The 16,318-nt window shown below is 55.0% G+C and carries 9 protein-coding genes; 3 read left to right on the top strand and 6 right to left on the bottom strand.

Translation table 11 applies throughout. From position 1 onward, the window contains the following. Window positions 1-45: 45 nt before the first annotated feature. Both D3A97_RS13535 and D3A97_RS13530 read right to left on the bottom strand, forming a co-directional pair. Window positions 46-2,169, bottom strand: coding sequence for a carboxy terminal-processing peptidase (locus D3A97_RS13535; RefSeq protein WP_119079023.1), 2,124 nt, complete (start codon window positions 2,167-2,169; stop codon window positions 46-48). A gap of 208 nt (window positions 2,170-2,377) precedes the next feature. After that, window positions 2,378-3,565, bottom strand: a complete 1,188-nt coding sequence (locus tag D3A97_RS13530) for a PQQ-dependent sugar dehydrogenase (protein ID WP_119079022.1) — start codon at window positions 3,563-3,565, stop codon at window positions 2,378-2,380. An 87-nt stretch (window positions 3,566-3,652) separates the two neighbouring features. On the opposite strand from D3A97_RS13530, the gene D3A97_RS13525 reads away from it, so the two are divergent. Then, entirely contained in the window at window positions 3,653-4,909 is a 1,257-nt protein-coding gene (locus D3A97_RS13525) for an MFS transporter (RefSeq protein ID WP_119079021.1), read from the top strand. A 192-nt stretch (window positions 4,910-5,101) separates the two neighbouring features. Here the strand turns inward: D3A97_RS13525 and D3A97_RS13520 are convergent, their stop codons facing one another. Next, the gene (locus D3A97_RS13520) at window positions 5,102-5,596 is read right to left on the bottom strand and encodes a YkgJ family cysteine cluster protein (RefSeq protein WP_119079020.1); all 495 of its coding nucleotides are present in this window, start codon (window positions 5,594-5,596) and stop codon (window positions 5,102-5,104) included. Window positions 5,597-5,875: 279 nt separating this feature from the next. Between D3A97_RS13520 and gcvP the strand changes: the two genes are divergently transcribed. Together gcvP and D3A97_RS13510 are read left to right on the top strand one after the other, a co-directional pair. Continuing rightward, window positions 5,876-8,752: an aminomethyl-transferring glycine dehydrogenase gene (gene gcvP / locus D3A97_RS13515; protein WP_119079019.1), complete on the top strand. Its 2,877-nt coding sequence runs from the start codon at window positions 5,876-5,878 to the stop codon at window positions 8,750-8,752. Window positions 8,753-9,080: 328 nt separating this feature from the next. Further along, a complete protein-coding gene (locus tag D3A97_RS13510; RefSeq protein ID WP_198673983.1) occupies window positions 9,081-11,891 on the top strand; it encodes an outer membrane beta-barrel protein in 2,811 nt (936 codons plus the stop codon). A gap of 137 nt (window positions 11,892-12,028) precedes the next feature. Here D3A97_RS13510 and D3A97_RS13505 read toward each other — a convergent pair whose 3' ends face one another. The 3 genes from D3A97_RS13505 to D3A97_RS13495 form a co-directional block, all read right to left on the bottom strand. Next, a complete protein-coding gene (locus tag D3A97_RS13505) occupies window positions 12,029-13,180 on the bottom strand; it encodes a PepSY-associated TM helix domain-containing protein (RefSeq protein ID WP_119079017.1) in 1,152 nt (383 codons plus the stop codon). A 57-nt stretch (window positions 13,181-13,237) separates the two neighbouring features. Further along, window positions 13,238-15,577, bottom strand: coding sequence for a TonB-dependent siderophore receptor (locus D3A97_RS13500; RefSeq protein ID WP_119079016.1), 2,340 nt, complete (start codon window positions 15,575-15,577; stop codon window positions 13,238-13,240). A gap of 223 nt (window positions 15,578-15,800) precedes the next feature. Further along, entirely contained in the window at window positions 15,801-16,310 is a 510-nt protein-coding gene (locus D3A97_RS13495; protein ID WP_119079015.1) for a DinB family protein, read from the bottom strand. Window positions 16,311-16,318 lie beyond the last annotated feature (8 nt).

The following is a 16,318-nucleotide window of genomic DNA, read 5'->3' as shown; positions in this document are numbered from 1 at the left end:
CAACATTGTTTCCCCGCTTCTTTTCTATCATGAGCGATCAGTTGATCAGCGCGGTTCTTTGGGCCTGTTGGCCTCGGTATAATTATTCTTCAGCTTCGGGAAAGACTGCATAATAAGATCGTTCATCACGTTCACCGCTTCACTCAGGTAAGCGTCTTTCACGCGGGCCTTCAGCCAATCCTTGTTGCGGGCCAGTTTCACCGTATCTCCCGCCATTTTGGTCAGGTCTGCCTTCAGGCTGGCAATATTGATGTCTTTCACCTTGTCGTTCACCGCATCGTACCGTTTGAGGGCGGCGGCGTTCTTCTTCTGGTCCGCCTTGTAAGAGGCCAGGTCTAGCGGGTAGTTCTTCTGCGCGTCCAGCTTCTTGAGGGTGGCTATATTTTCATTGATGATCTTGAACGCTTCGTTATTGGCCACGCGGGAGGCGCTCTTCTGCTTCAGGGTGGTTACGTCTACAGGGTCTGACCAGGGCGTGAAGTCCGCTTTCGGGATCACGTCCCATTTGAGGGCGTCCTTGTCTTTCTTCTCTCCTACTTCATAATACGGAGAAGGCAGCACCACATCGGATTCTACACCTTTCAGCTGCGTGGAGCCGCCGCTGGCGCGGTAAAACTTCTGTACAGTGAGTTTGATGGCGCCGAGGCTGCCGCCCAGGTCACCCCTCACAAAATTGTCCAGGTCAAGCAGGCGCTGTACGGTGCCTTTCCCGAAGGTGGAGGGGCTGCCGATCACTACGGCACGCTTGTAGTCCTGCATGGCCGCCGCCAGAATTTCGGAAGCGGAGGCGCTGAACTCGTTCACCATAATGGCCAGCGGCCCGTCGTACTGCACGCTTTTATCCCGGTCTTTCTGCTGCTGGGTATCTCCCCCGCGGGAGCGTACCTGCACCATGGTGCCTTCCGGCACAAACAGCCCGGCCATCTTGATCACGTCAGGCAGCGAGCCGCCGCCGTTGAAGCGGAGGTCCAGGATAATGCCTTCCACTTTTTCCGCTTTCAGTTTCTTTATTTCTTCCGCCACGTCGTCATAAGAGAACGCGCCCTGGCGGTCGTTAAAGTCAGCATAGAACTCGGGCAGGTAAATATAGCCGATGCGGTGCTCTCCGCTGATAATGGCAGATTTGGCAAAGGTATCGTCCAGCTTGATCTCGTCACGGATGAGGGATACGGTTTTGGTGGTACCGTCTATGCTTTTCACCGTCAGCTTCACTTCCGTGCCTTTCTGGCCGCGGATAAGGGTAACGGCCTCATCTACCGCGTAGCCGCCAATGTCTGTGGTATCTACCTTCAGGATCACATCGTCCGCCTTCAGCTTGCCGTTTTTCCAGCTGGGGCTGCCGGTCACGATGCTCACGATCTTGATACGCCCTTCATCTTCCCGCAGCTGGGCGCCGATGCCGTAAAAACGCCCGCTCATCTGCTCCTGGAAAGAGCGTTTCTCGATGGGCGGCATATAGTCCGTATGGGGGTCCATCGTGGTGGTGATGGCATTGACGTACATGGAGAAACGGTCATCGTCTTTCATGCGGTTTTTCAGGCGGTCAAAGTACTTGTCATAGATCTTTTTCACCTTTTGCCGGGCTTCCGCTTCCAGCGCCGCGTCTGTTTTGCCGTTCTTCTCCTTCTCGCGCTGCTCTATCAGCTCCGCGTATTTTTCCAGGGTACGGAACTTGAGAGATTTGCGCCAGGCCTCTGTACGGCCGGCATTGTCTGCCGGCCAGTCCATAGACTCGGGATCTATCACCACCGTTTCCTTCTGGTTGAAATCGAACGGCTTCTCCAGGATGACGGGGTAAACAGCGGCCACTTCCACTACCCGTTTGCGGATCACTTCATTGGTCTTGTTGAACAGGTCAAGCGGGGCGCCGTTCAGCTCGTCGTCCACATGTGTTTCGTACGTCCGCAGGGCCTCAATATCGCTTTTCAGGAAAAATTTCTTTTCGCCGTCCAGGCTGCGCAGATATTTGGCAAATACTTCCTTCGAGAATTTGTCATCTATCGGCTTGGGCTGGTAGTGCCCTTCTTTGAGTATCTGCCCTACCAGGGTGATAATGGCCTCATACCTGCCGGGGGGGTCTTCTTTACCGCCTATCTTTGCAAATGCAAATATACCGGCAGAGATGCTGATCAGCATGACCGGTATTATCACTTTCAGTTTCATCCGCATAACAATCAATTACGAATTACCAAATGCGCTGCTTTTTGAAACGATCATCCAGCGCGCGCTAACGTTCGTCAAATATAAGCCTATTCAGGCAGCTACTAAGGCCCAACGGGCGTTTTAACAAAATATTACTGGCAAATACCGTGCTGCAAATACCATCTGCCGTTGGCCCTTTGCATCCGCCATTCGTCACCGTATTTCCCCGGTTTTTTTATTTCACCAGCTTGTATACCAGGCCTTTTACAACACCGCCGCCCTGGGGAATGGTCACCAGCATGTAAATTTCTCCCGCTTCATCCTGCCCCCAGCTCAACAACTGTACGTTGCCTTGCGGCTTATTGTCAAAAGCCAGCTCGTTCCGCTGCCATTTGCCGCCTTTCTGCTGCAGCGCCCAGGTTTTGCCGTTGTAGTCACCGAACACGTACTGGCCCTGCAGGCCGGGAATGGCCCTGCCCCTGTACACGTAACCGCCGGTAATGCTGATGCCGTCATCATGGTCATACTCATGGATGGGGGCTATCAGTTTGCTTTTATCCGCGCCGGAAGGTACGTTGAAATCGTGATAGCCTTCCATGATGCGCCAGCCGTAGTTGCCGCCTTTGGTGATGATGTCTACCTCCTCATACTTGTTTTGCCCTACATCTCCGGCAAACAGCCTGCCGGTGCGTTTGTCAAAGGAAATGCGCCAGGGGTTGCGCAGGCCGTAGGCCCATATTTCCCCGCGGGCGCCGGCCGTGCGGGCAAAAGGATTGTCTTTCGGGATGCGGTAGGGGCTCGCGTTCACGTCTATACGTAAAATTTTGCCCAGCAGCGTGCCCAGGTCCTGGCCGTTGCCGGCGGCGCCATGTTTGTCTCCCCCTCCGCCGCCGTCTCCGGAGGCAATGTAGAGGTAACCGTCAGGCCCGAAAACAATATCGCCGCCATTGTGGTTGGACTCCGGCTGGTCAAACTGCAGCAGCACCTTCCGGGAGCCGGGCTCCGCCTTGTTGTCTGCCGCCTTGTTCACCCTGAACTCCGCCAGCACGCTTTGGTGGTTGAGGCCTTTGGCGGGTTTGGCCACCGGGGCGCTGTAATACAGGTAAAACCGGCCGTTGGTCCTGAACTGCGGGTGAAAGGCCATGCCCAGCAGGCCGCGCTCATCGTAGGCGGGGTTTACTTTCACCATTTCGCCGCTCACGTCAATAAACGGTTCCGGCAACAGTTTTCCGTTCTGCACTACCCATACCCGGCCTTCTTTCTGCACAATGAACAGCCGGTTAGAACCGTCTCCCGGCACGGCCATGCATACGGGAGACCGTACCTGGTCCGTGACCAGCTGCAATTTTACTATAGGGGCCTGCGCCGTGCTTCCGCTGTATACGAACAGGGAACCGGCCAATGCAAGATACGCTAGCTTCATACGTGTGTTGGAATTTTAAAGGCTTAAAAATAATGATCTGGACAATACAATATATTTTATTTTTGACGGGCATAAAAAACTACCCGCTTGGAAGAAACCGTTCTACCCGTTAATGATCCATATGCATCGCTCCGGTACAGAGAGTTCAAATATTTCCTGGTAATACGGTTTGCCCTGATCTTTGCATTGTCCATGCAGTTCTCCATAGTTGAATGGAAGGTGTACATGCTGACAAAGAACCCGCTGAACCTGGGCCTGATCGGCCTGGCGGAATTTGTGCCGGCTATTGGCCTGGCGCTGTTTGCCGGCAACATTGTGGACAAAAAGGAAAAAAGGGGCATGGTGATGAAATGCATTGCCGGTTACCTATTCACCGGAACGGGGTTGTTTCTCCTCACCTGGGACGCGCTGATGGTACATGTTCCCCAAGGCGGCGTACTGCTGATGATCTACCTGCTGGTATTCTGCGGCGGCATCATCCGCGCGTTTACCAGTCCCTCCAACTTTTCCCTGCTGGGTTTGCTGGTACCCCGGCAGCTATACGCCAATGCCACTACCTGGAGCACGTCTGCCTGGCAGATCGGCGCTATTGCGGGGCCCGCGCTGGGCGGGCTTTGCATGGCCTGGATAGGTGTACACTGGTCTATGCTGCTGGTGCTGTTTTTTGTACTCGTGGCCCTGTTCTGCATCCTGCAGATCTCCGTCAAACCCGTTCATTACAAGGAAATAGGCGAAACGGTGCGGCAGCGGCTGCTGAAAGGCCTGCAATTTGTCTGGGATACCAAAGTACTGCTCAACGCCATGGCGCTGGACATGTTTGCCGTACTGTTCGGCGGCTCCGTGGCCATGATGACCATTTACGCTAATGACATCCTGCATGTTGGCCCTACCGGCTTTGGCATGATGCGCGCGGCGCCGGCGGTAGGCTCTTTCATTACCCTGTTCTTGCTGGCCTACAAGCCCATTGTGACCAAACCGGGCATCAAGCTGCTGGCGGCCGTATTCAGCTTCGGGCTGTGCATCATCATTTTCGGCATCTCGAAAAACTTTGTGCTTTCGCTGGCCGCCCTGTTCTTCAGCGGCATCTTTGACGGGGTGAGCGTGATCATCCGGCAGACCATCCTGCAGCTGAAAACCCCGGATGACATGCGCGGGCGGGTCTCTTCCGTCAGCTCCATATTTGTAGGTTCCTCCAATGAGCTGGGCTCTTTTGAAAGCGGGGTGGCGGCCAAGATCATGGGGCCGGTGGCCTCCGTGGTGTTCGGCGGCTGCATGACCCTGGGGGTGGTGATCACTACGTACGTCATTTCGCCCGCCATGCGGAAACTGGAGTTAAAAGCGTGATTTTTCCCGCGCACATATATTGTTCTGATTATATACAAAACCATCTCAACCCCACCTCATTGCCACACCTCTTCCGGGTCATTTCCGCATCAAGTCCACGTACCCTTTAGCGATCCTTGTGCCTACCTTGTGTTTCCCGGTATTTTTTCAGCTAAACCCCTGTATTGACGGGCCTCCCCCGGCATGGCACATTTACCCCCCAATGAGCGGTTTCAGGCGTTCCAGTACGTAGTACACCGCCGGGCAGATGGTAGCGTTCAGCAAGGTGGTATTGGGGCGTTTGAAGAACTCGCCGCTGTCTGTATAGGGGTAGTTGCGGCAGTCTCCCGGCCGCACATCGTAAATGCCGCAGTAATTGTCTGCCCCCAGGAAGGGGCAGGGGCTGCGTTTCACCACATAATCCCCGTCTTCGTCCAGCCGAAGGTAGGTGTCAATAAAAACGGACTCCCGCAGGCCCAGGAAGCGGGATACTTTTTTGATATCGGGGGTTTTGAAGCGCGGGCTGATGGTTTTGCAGCAACCGGCGCACTGCAGGCAGTCTATTTTCGAAAAGGCCTCCTCATGCAGCTCCGGCAGGTGGCGCTCCGCTCCTTTCCCCTTTTTGGTCTGCATTTTCTGCAGGAACTGCTTGTTCGGTTTCTGTTGCTCCCGGGCCTTTTTCTCCCAGTCGGAGAGTAAGTCTGACATGCGGCGGTGATTTTTTGCAAAAGTAGGGGAAAGATGGCGGCATGCAAGCCATGTATGCCATTCTTTCTGCCGCTGTTGCCGCTTGCCCGGTGCAAACACTCACCTGATGCACATGTCAACGGCCGCCCTCCGCCCGTTATTCATGAAAATACCGTGACAAACCACATCTCTCCAACAGCCGGAATATCAGCCCCGTATCCGCCCTGCACCGGCAGTTTGGCTATTGCTGAAAAACATCATAGCTTTGCGCATTCTTTTCTTAAATACCTGCTTTATATCATGAATCTTTTGAATACTTTCAAGAATGAGTTCATTGGCCGGCACATCGGGCCCAATGAAGCGGAAAGCCGTGCAATGCTCGGCAAGATCGGTATCGGTACACTCGGGGAATTGATCGACAAAACGGTACCTGCGGCCATCCGCATGAAAAATGAGCTGGACATTCCCGAAGCGGTGAGCGAATACACCTACCTGGGCCAGCTGAAAGACATTTCCCTGAAAAACAAAGTATTCAAAAACTACATCGGGCAAGGGTATTACGATACCATTACGCCCAGCGTGATATTGCGGAACGTATTCGAGAACCCGGGATGGTACACCCAGTACACGCCCTACCAGGCCGAAATTTCACAAGGCCGCCTGGAAAGCCTGCTCAATTTCCAGACCATGGTGAGCGATCTTACAGACCTGCCCATTGCCAACGCCTCCCTGCTGGACGAGGCTACCGCGGCGGCAGAGGCCATGACCATGTTCTTCAACGCCCTTAACAAGGACCATGACCATATTACCCGCGGCAAGTTCTTTGTAGACGAGCGTATATTTCCCCAGACCAAAGACGTGCTGCTCACCCGCGCCACCCCGCTGCAGATAGAACTGGTGTTCGGCGATTTTGCAACGGCAGGCATCACGGCCGAATACTTTGGCGCGCTGGTGCAATACCCCGATGCGGACGGCAACGTGGCAGACTACCGCGCCTTCATAGAAAAAACGCATGCCGCCGGCGCCTATGTGGCCATGGCCACAGACCTGCTGGCGCTCACCCTGCTGACCCCTCCTGGCGAGCTGGGCGCGGACGCCGCCGTAGGCAGCGCGCAGCGTTTTGGGGTACCCCTGGGCTTCGGCGGGCCGCACGCCGCATTTTTTGCCACAAAAGACGAGTTCAAACGCGCCATTCCCGGCCGTATCATAGGCATCAGCATAGACGCGCAAAACCAGCGCGCGCTGCGCATGGCGCTGCAAACGCGCGAGCAGCACATCAAACGCGAAAAAGCCACTTCCAATATCTGTACCGCCCAGGCGCTGCTGGCCAACATGGCCGCCATGTACGCCGTGTACCACGGCCCGCAGGGGCTTAAGAACATTGCCCTCAAAACCACGCTGCTAACGGCCGCGCTGGCCGCCAAACTGAAGGCCGCCGGTATTCAGCTGCGCAATGGCAGCTACTTTGACACCCTTACGCTGGAAACCGCCGATGCCGGCGCCATCCACGCCAAAGCAGCAGCGGCCGGCATCAACTTCCGCCACATCAGCGCGCAGCTGCTGGGTATTTCGCTGGACGAGACCACCAACGTGGAAGAGGTGAACGCCATCCTTGCCGTGTTCGGCGCGGGCCACCTCACGGAAGCGGAGGTGGAAAAAGCGGCCAGCGGCATTCCCGCCGCCCTGCAACGCACCTCCCCTTACCTGCTGCACCCTGTGTTTAACAGCCACCACAGCGAAACGGAGATGATGCGCTACCTGAAGATGCTGGAAAACAAAGACCTTTCCCTCAACACCTCCATGATATCACTCGGCTCCTGCACCATGAAGCTGAACGCGGCCTCTGAAATGATACCGCTGAGCTGGAACCACTGGAGCAAAATACATCCCTTTGCGCCGCTGGCGCAGGTGGGCGGTTATGAACAGATCGTGAAGGAGCTGGGCGAATACCTCTGCAAGATCACCGCTTTCGACGCCTGCAGCCTGCAGCCCAACTCCGGCGCCCAGGGCGAGTACGCCGGCCTGCTCACCATACGCGGCTACCATGAGAGCCGCGGGGAAGCGCACCGCAACATCATGCTCATTCCCATTTCCGCACACGGCACCAACCCTGCCAGCGCGGTAATGGTAGGTTATAAAGTAGTGATCGTAAAAGCGCTGGAAAACGGTTACATAGATATTGCCGACCTGAAAGCAAAAGCAGCACAGCATAAAGACAACCTGGCCGGCGTGATGATCACCTACCCTTCCACCTACGGCGTGTATGAAGAAGGCGTGAAGGAGATCTGCGGCATTGTTCATGAAAACGGCGGACAGGTATACATGGACGGCGCCAACATGAACGCGCAGGTGGGCCTTACCGCTCCCGGCCTCATCGGGGCAGACGTTTGCCACCTGAACCTGCACAAGACCTTTGCCATTCCGCATGGCGGCGGCGGCCCCGGCATGGGCCCCATCTGCGTGGCCAAACACCTGGCGCCCTTCCTGCCCTCGCACGTGTTCCTGCAAACCTCCGGCAATGGCAGCAAACAGGCGCACGCCGTGTCTGCCGCGCCTTACGGCAGCGCCAGCATCCTGCTCATTTCCTACGCCTACATCCGCCTGCTGGGCCGCAAGGGCGTACGCCTGGCTACGGAATATGCCATCCTCAACGCCAACTACATGAAGGCGCGGCTGGAAAATGCGTTCGAAATACTGTATACCGGCGTAAGCGGCACCTGCGCCCACGAGTTCATTGTAGACCTGCGGCCGTTCAAGAACACCGCCGGCGTAGAAGCGGAAGACGTGGCCAAACGTTTGATGGACTACGGTTTCCACGCGCCTACCATGAGCTTCCCCGTACCCGGTACCATCATGATAGAACCTACGGAAAGTGAGGACAAGGCCGAACTGGACCGCTTCTGCGATGCGCTGCTGGCCATCCGCGAAGAGATCCGCGCTATTGAAGAAGGCCGTGCGGACAAAACCAGCAACGTGCTGAAACATGCGCCGCACACACAGGCCGTAGTAACGGCGGATGAGTGGACACTCCCCTACACCCGCCAGCAGGCCGCTTTCCCGCTGGAATATGTGAAACAGAACAAGTTCTGGCCTTCTGTAAGCCGTATCAACAACACCTACGGAGACAGGAACCTGATCTGCACCTGCGAGCCCGCCAGCGCATACGCTGAAGCCTGATCCTGCTGGTAAAAAGATCATAACAAGAAGTTGCTTCTATTATGAAATGCCCCTAAAGGTTAGACACTTTTAGGGGCATTTCAATCCGGTGCAGCTTCTTTTCGTTCAGGAAAACCCGCTGCCGCAAGCCGCTACTTCTTCGTTCCCGGCAAACCTGACGCCCCCTCCTTACCGGCAGGGCTACCTCGGTACCTTATCTTGTCACCACCTCCCCATCCCACCCCCATCGCCATTCACATCATATTTCACACCTTTCATAACAGTTTTAACTATTTCCTTCGTTTTTCTACGAACTGTTCGTATATTGATGCCTCAAAACCCAGGTTTCATGATCCGAATTGTATCCTTGTCCCTTTTATGTATGCTTTCTTTTGCCGCAACTGCGCAAAAAAGCCTTACCGGCAGCGTGGCGGACTCCAGCAGCAAAGACCAGCTGGAAATGGCCACCGTGGCAGCGCAAGATGCTAAAGACAGCAGCCTTATCACCTATACCCTTACAGACAAAACAGGCGCCTTCAAGCTCACCGGCCTGCCCGCCAACAAGGCCATCCGCCTGCTTATTTCGTACACCGGTTACCGTTCCTACATCAGGGTGCTGCAGCCGGGCCATGCGGCAGACCTGGGCCGCATTATGCTGGCGCCCGCGCCCCATGAGCTGAATACGGTGGTGATCGAGGGAGACCGGCCGCCCATTGCCATCCGGAAAGACACCATCGAGTTTAACGCCGCCGCGTTCAAGACCCGTACCAACGCGGTAATAGAAGACCTGCTGAAAAAACTGCCTGGCGTGGATGTAGACGATGACGGCAACATTACCGTGAACGGTAAAAAAGTGACCCGCGTGCTGGTAGACGGCCGCGAGTTCTTTGGCAACGACCCCAAGCTGGCCACCAAAAACCTCCCTTCCGCCATTGTGGACAAAGTGCAGGTGGTAGATACCAAAACAAAGCAGGAAGCGCGTATGGGCGTGGAGAAAGACGGGGAAGACAAAACCATCAACGTGACCCTGAAAGCGGATAAGAAAAAAGGCGTATTTGGCCGCCTGGCCGCGGGCGGCGGTACAGACGAGCGCTTTGAGCTGACGGGTATTGTGAGCGGTTTTGACGGGCCGCGCCAGTTGAGCGTGCTGGCATCTTCCAACAACCTCAACAAGATCAGCTTTACGCAGAGCGAAATGTCTTCCGCCTCGGAAAAGAAAGGCGGCGGCATGTCTGTTTCGTTTTCAGACAACGGGGCCTTCAGCATGAACGGCATCTCTTTCGGCAGCGGCGGGGATGGCATCCGCACGGCTACCATGGCGGGCTATAATTATAACGACCAGTGGACGAAAAAACTCGGCGTCAACAACAACTATTTCTACAATAATACAGACTCCCGTTTTGTTACCCAAAGGAACACGCAGTATAACGACGGGCGCCTGATCCGCAGCCACCGCAACGGCAACGGCCGCAATGCCAACCACCGCTTCAACTTTGTACTGGAAGCGGAGCTTGACAGCATGACGCAGCTGACCTTTGCGCCTTCTTTTGACTATACGGAGATCAGCACCAATGCGGGCAGCCTGGACACCACCTGGACGGACGGCGCGCTGCTGAACAACAACACCACCCGCAACCGCAACTCCACCGACCGCGTTAACTTTTCCAGCCGGCTGGACCTTACGCGCCAGCTGAAAAAGAAAGGCCGCAGCATCGGGTTCAGCTTCTCCAACAACAACAGCAACCAGAACGGGTATGCCTTCAATTATTCAGAACGCAACTTCTTCCTGAACGATGTGATAGACTCCAGCGCGCTCACAGACCAGCGCAGCACCATGTCTAACACCGTGGAGAACTACACGGCCACGCTGAAATACACAGAGCCGTTGTCCAAAAAATGGCAAATGACCCTCAGCTACGGTTTCCAATATAGCCAGAGCCGCTCCAACCGCCAGACCTATAACTTTGATGAAATAGAGAAAGGATACACGGAACTGGACAGCAATTATACCAACAAGTTCAAAACCGTTTTCATTTCCCAGAACCCGGAGCTGTCATTTTCCTTCAAACACAAACAATGGACCACCATTATCGGCGGCATGGCCTATTTCAACGTGCTGGACAATTATTCGTATACCACCAATACCACCTTCCGCCAGCACCAGACCAACCTCGCCCCCAGCTCGCGCGTTTATTACAGAACAAAAAAGAACGCTAACTGGAGCCTGGGCTACAGCGGCCACATGCAACAGCCTACGCTGGACCAGTTGCAGCCCATCAGGGACAATACCAACACCTTGAGCGAGCGCATCGGCAACCCCAACCTGAAGCCTTCGTTCTCCCACAGGGTCAACTTCGGGTTCAACCGTTTTTCTCCCACCGGCATCGGCATTTTTTCCAATGTCAATTTCAGCCCGGTGATGAACCGGATCACCACCATGGTTAAAACACGGCCGGACGGCAGCCAGCAAACCCAGTTCGTGAACGTAGACGGCACCTACAACATTGGCGGTAACATGAGCCTGAGCAAAAACAAAAAAACGAAAGACTACCAGTGGCGCGTGATGGTGAACCTGGGCGGCAACGGCGGCAAGAACGTTAACTTCTCCAATATCAACAACGTGAAAGGAGATACCACCGTTCGCCGCAACGAGACCTTCAACTGGTGGGTGTATACAGGCGCATACGGCTCCTACTCCTACAAAGAGCTGTTTGACCTAACGCTCAACTACCGGCCGGTGATCAACCTCACCAAATACCCCGCCGGCATTACCACGCAGGGCAACTACATCACGCACCGCGTTACCTTCGGCAACACGCTGTACTGGCCGGGCAATTTCTCCTGGGAGAACGATATTGTGTACACCTATAACAGCCGCATTACCCCCGGTTTCCAGAAAGGCATTGCCATGTGGCACATGGGGCTGGCGTACGACTTCCTGAAAAACAAAAAGGCACAGGTGAAGCTCTATGCGTATGACCTGCTGCGCCAGAGCAATTCCGTTCGGCGTAGTGTAACAGAGTACGCCATTGACGATTCCCAGACCATGATCGTAGAGCAATATTTTATGCTCACCTTCAGCTACAACATCAGCGTGTTCGGCGCCAAGGCCAAAGGCAGCAACCGCCGCGGCCAGGGGGGCGGGTTTATTATCTGGTAAGCATAGCTGCCCCAATATATGAAAGGGGCTGTCTCAAAAGTAGTTTGACCGGCTTGAGAATTGCATCAACGAAAATTCTCTCCATCCGGTGCCTGACTAAAATCAGGACAAATTACTTTTAAGACGGCCCCTTTTTTTCAAGCGGCTTTACGCGCCGGCCGCGGTATTTTCCTTGCGGTCTGCTTCTTCCCCCTTCTCCCCTTCCATACCAGGAAACCGGTTACCGGCAGCGAAGCCGCTACCAGCGCCGCCAGGAACATCAGCAGGCGGCCCGGCCATCCCCAAATGCTGCCCACATGAATATCATAGTTCATCCGGGAGGCTTTCTCCGCCAGCGTAGCCTGGCTGTAGCGGCCCATAAAAGGCGCCGGTTTTTCCCCGCCCGTGTACTGGTCAAAATAATGATAGTTGCCATTGTAATACTGCCCGCTGCTGGGATACGCCCTGGCCTGTATCACTGCGGAGTCATTGGCCGGGAAAGACAGGGTATACACGGCCGCATCGGGGTACATGGCGGTTATTTTGTGCTGCACCAGGTCAATGGCCAGCGCGTCTTTTTTCACCGGAGGAGCGGATATTAATTTCAACCCTTCCGGGCGCTTGCCGCCGCCGCTGAAAATCCAGAACTCGGCCTTCGCCATCCAGTCAAACCCCCAAACCAGCCCCGTTAATGCGGCAAAAATAATGATCCAGCAGGCATAGAAGCCCAATACATTGTGCAGGTCGTAATTCAGCCTTTTGGGAGAAGCGTTCCATTTTACGTTGAAGCTCACCTTTCTGCGCGCGGCATTGCGCGGCCACCAGAGCACTATGCCGGAAACCAGCATGAGCAGGAACACCAGCGTGCCGTAAATGACCACCTGGTGCCCGATACGCTGCGGCAGCCACAGGTACAAATGCCCGTTCAGTATAATACGGAAAAACTCATCGTCCCGGTCAAGCACCTTCTGCACCATACCGGTGTAGGGGTTGACATACACGTTAAAATAATAGTACGGCTGCTGCTGGTAAAACTGTACCACGGCAGCTTTGTTCTTACCTTCCAGCAGCACCCTGAAGGCCTTTTTGCCCTGCATGGCGGCTTCCGCGTTGCGGCGCATGACAGACACCGGCACAAAAGTTTTTTGCTCCTGTTCCACAAACTGGTAGGGCTGCGTCCACTCCTGTATTTCAGGCTGCCAGGAAAGCAAGGCGCCGGTCAATGAAATGACCAGCACCACAATACCTGACACCAGGCCCAGCCATAGGTGCAGCCACCCCGTAATTTTTTTGAACCGCGTACTTCGCATAGATAACAAAAAAAAGAGTACCCGGCCTGCGCCGGGCACCCGCTATGGAAACAACTATTACAACTTCACTATAAGGTTAACGGCATAGTTCCTCGGTGGCTGCGGCTCGCCCCAGGGGCCCCAATACCTGACATTGGAAATATTGTCCAGTTTAAGGCCAATGCGGTAGCCGGGCCTGTCATAGAACACCGTTCCGTTCACCAGCGCATATGCCGGGAAGAACAGGGTATTGGCGTCATCAAAAGGTATTTCGCTGGTGTAATATACGCCCGCTCCTACGCCCAGGCCGCGGGCCTTGCCACCGGTAAGCCGGTAGCTGGCCCATACGTTGGCCATATGTTTGCCGCCGGAACGGCCGGGCCGTTTGCCTTCTACATTTTTATTCGATTTCTTGAAAACGCTTTCGTTAAACCCGTAACCGCCCATCACGTTCAAACCGGCTACAGGGTTGCTGATCAGCTCCAGCTCGGCGCCCTTGCTGTTCTGCACGCCGTCTTGTATGGAAAAACCCGCATGGTCCGGGTCTGTTCTGAGTTTATCCGTTACCGTAATATCATACGCGCTGAGGGTAGCGGTGAGCTTGCCGCCCAGCTCGGCTTTCAGGCCGCCTTCCCACTGGTTGGCCTGCTCGGGTTTAAAAGGTCCACCATTGAAATCCTGCCCGGTGTTGTAGGAGAAGCCGTTCATGTAGTTCGCAAAAACAGACAGCCTGTTCTTCACCAGCTGGTACACTACGCCCGCTTTGGGTGAAAAGGAAGATTTGTTATAACTGCCGGTGGTTTTGCCGGTGATGTAAGAGAACGTGCCGCGGTTGTCTACCTTGTCCCACCGCAGGCTCAGCAGCAACAGCAGGCGGTCCGTAAAATTGATGGCGTCCGCAGCGTAGATGCCGTACCTGTCCGCATGGCTGCTGTAGTGAGAGCCGGGCTGCAGCTGGCTCAGCCGTTCTTCCATCATTTCTGTAGTGAGAATGGGCAGCGCGGCTTCCTTGTACCTCACGGAGTCATGAATATAGTTCATGATGTAGGTGGGCTGCGTGATATCCGCGAGGTAATCCGCGCCAATAAGCACGCGGTGGCGGATGCCGCCTGTCTGGAACTCGCCGTTCACGTTCTGCTGCACCTGTATGCTCTGGTAGTTATGGCTGTATCTCTGCACGCGGCGGCTCAGCATGGAATCGTTCAGGATAGTGCCGGTGAACTGCGTTTGCTGGCGGGCATTTACGCCGCCTGTAGAGAACAGGGTGGTAGATGTCCATTTGCCGGAGAGCTTGTAGTTCATTTGCGCGTACAGGTTATAGCCGGGGAAAACAGATCTCAGGTCATTGGAATAATACGTGCGGAAATAGTACTGCTCCATTTCCTTCCAGTTCTTCACATTGGCGGTAGGGTTGATATAAGCCACCGCCGGCGTGCCTTCATTGCGGAACAGCTCCAGGTCTACCATAAAAGACAGCTTTTCATTGGCTTTGTAGCTGAAGGCGGCGGCCAGGAAATAATTTTTGCGGTAGCCGCTTTCCTGGAAGCTGCCGGAGGCATGGCGCCCGATATTGACACGCAGCAGGGCCGTTTTATCTTCGTTCAGCGGGGTATTGATATCTGCCGTGATCCTGTTAAGGCCAAAGCTGCCTGCCGTGAGGGACAGCTCGCTGCGGAACACGTCAAAAGGTCTTTTGGTAACCCTGTTCACCACCCCTCCATAGGATACGGAACCTGTGCCGAACAATGTGCCGGAAGGGCCTTTGAGCACTTCCACGCTTTCCAGGTTGGCGGGGTCTACCGTTATCAGCTGGTTGGCGGTGAGCCCGTTCCTGATGAAGCTGCCTGTTCTGAAACCCCTGATAATGGTTGACGTGCGGCCATTGCTGACCGTTTCCGTAGAGTTGACGCCGGGTACGTTCTTAATGGCATCTTTATAATCAATAATTACCTGCTCCTTCATCAGCTCGGCGCCCACCACGGTGTACACCTGCGGGTTCTCCAGGTTTTTGAGCGGCATGCGGGTGGCGGACTCGCTTTCTTTGCGGGCAAACCGGTTGGCGCCGCCGGCAATGATCACCTCCTGCAATGTTTTTTGGGAGGCGTTCAGCCGGAGGGCTGCCTCCGCCTGCTGCCCCGCCGCTACGGTGATGCTTTGGCGCAGTGTTTCATGGCCCAGCAGGAACACTTCAATTTCATAGGTGCCTGCCGCCACATCGCGGAACTGAAAGGTGCCGTCTTCCCGGCTGATGACCTGTTTTTTGGTGCCTGCCAGCCGCAGTCCCACTGCCGCCGCCGTTTCCCCGTCTGATGTATACACAGTTCCGCGTATGCTCCCCTTCCCGGATTGCGCGGATAATTCCAAAGTGAACGGCAGCAGGCATAGCACGGCCATGCAGCGAAGTAAAAATGATTTCATCTGGCGATTTGATTATTGGATTAAGGAGGGCCGTACCAAACAGGATGCTCAAATTGAGACCACAAAAATAGCCCGGCGGAGAGGGATGGGGTTTACGCTATCGGGAATTTGATTTACTCTAACGGGAAAATAAAAAGGCGCCGCGGCAAACGGCGCCTTAAAGCATTATTGTTTACGCAGCCGCAACATCAGCCGCATTCTTATGGGGCAATCATATCCGGCGCTACAAATATCTTTCCTTCACAATGCCCTGGTGATGAATGGCGTGGCCAATGATCACATACCCCAGGCTGCGCACGCTCATGAGCGCGTTGCTGGCTATGCCGCTGCGTTCCATTTCTTCGCCGTCAAGCGAGCGGAACAGGTGCTCGGAGGCAATGCGCACCATCTGAAATTCCTCCACCATGTCCGTCCAGCTGCGGTGGTCTACCCGCGCCTCTTCCGCATAGCTGTTCTCGTCAAAGGAGGCCAGCGGCGTCATGTCCTTTCTTGCAAACCGCAGCGCCCGGTACGCAAAAATGCGCTCCGCGTCTGTAAGGTGCTGCAGCACCTGCCTGACGGTCCATTTGCCGGTGGCATAGGCATGGTCAAGTTTGTTTTCCGGAATTTCCCGCCAGAACTGCAAGGAAACGGCCGTTTGATTGCGGAAGGCCGTCAGCAGATCATCTTCCTTTACCTTGCTGATATAACCGTGATAATATTCACCGTATTCTGAAGCCAGGGGTCTTGCCATATATCAAA

Origin of the sequence: Chitinophaga alhagiae (assembly GCF_003568665.1) — a bacterium.
In the GTDB taxonomy this organism is placed as follows: Bacteria; Bacteroidota; Bacteroidia; order Chitinophagales; family Chitinophagaceae; genus Chitinophaga; species Chitinophaga alhagiae.
The sequence above is the reverse complement of the archived record's forward strand: the minus strand, read 5'-3'. Positions and strand labels throughout refer to the sequence as shown.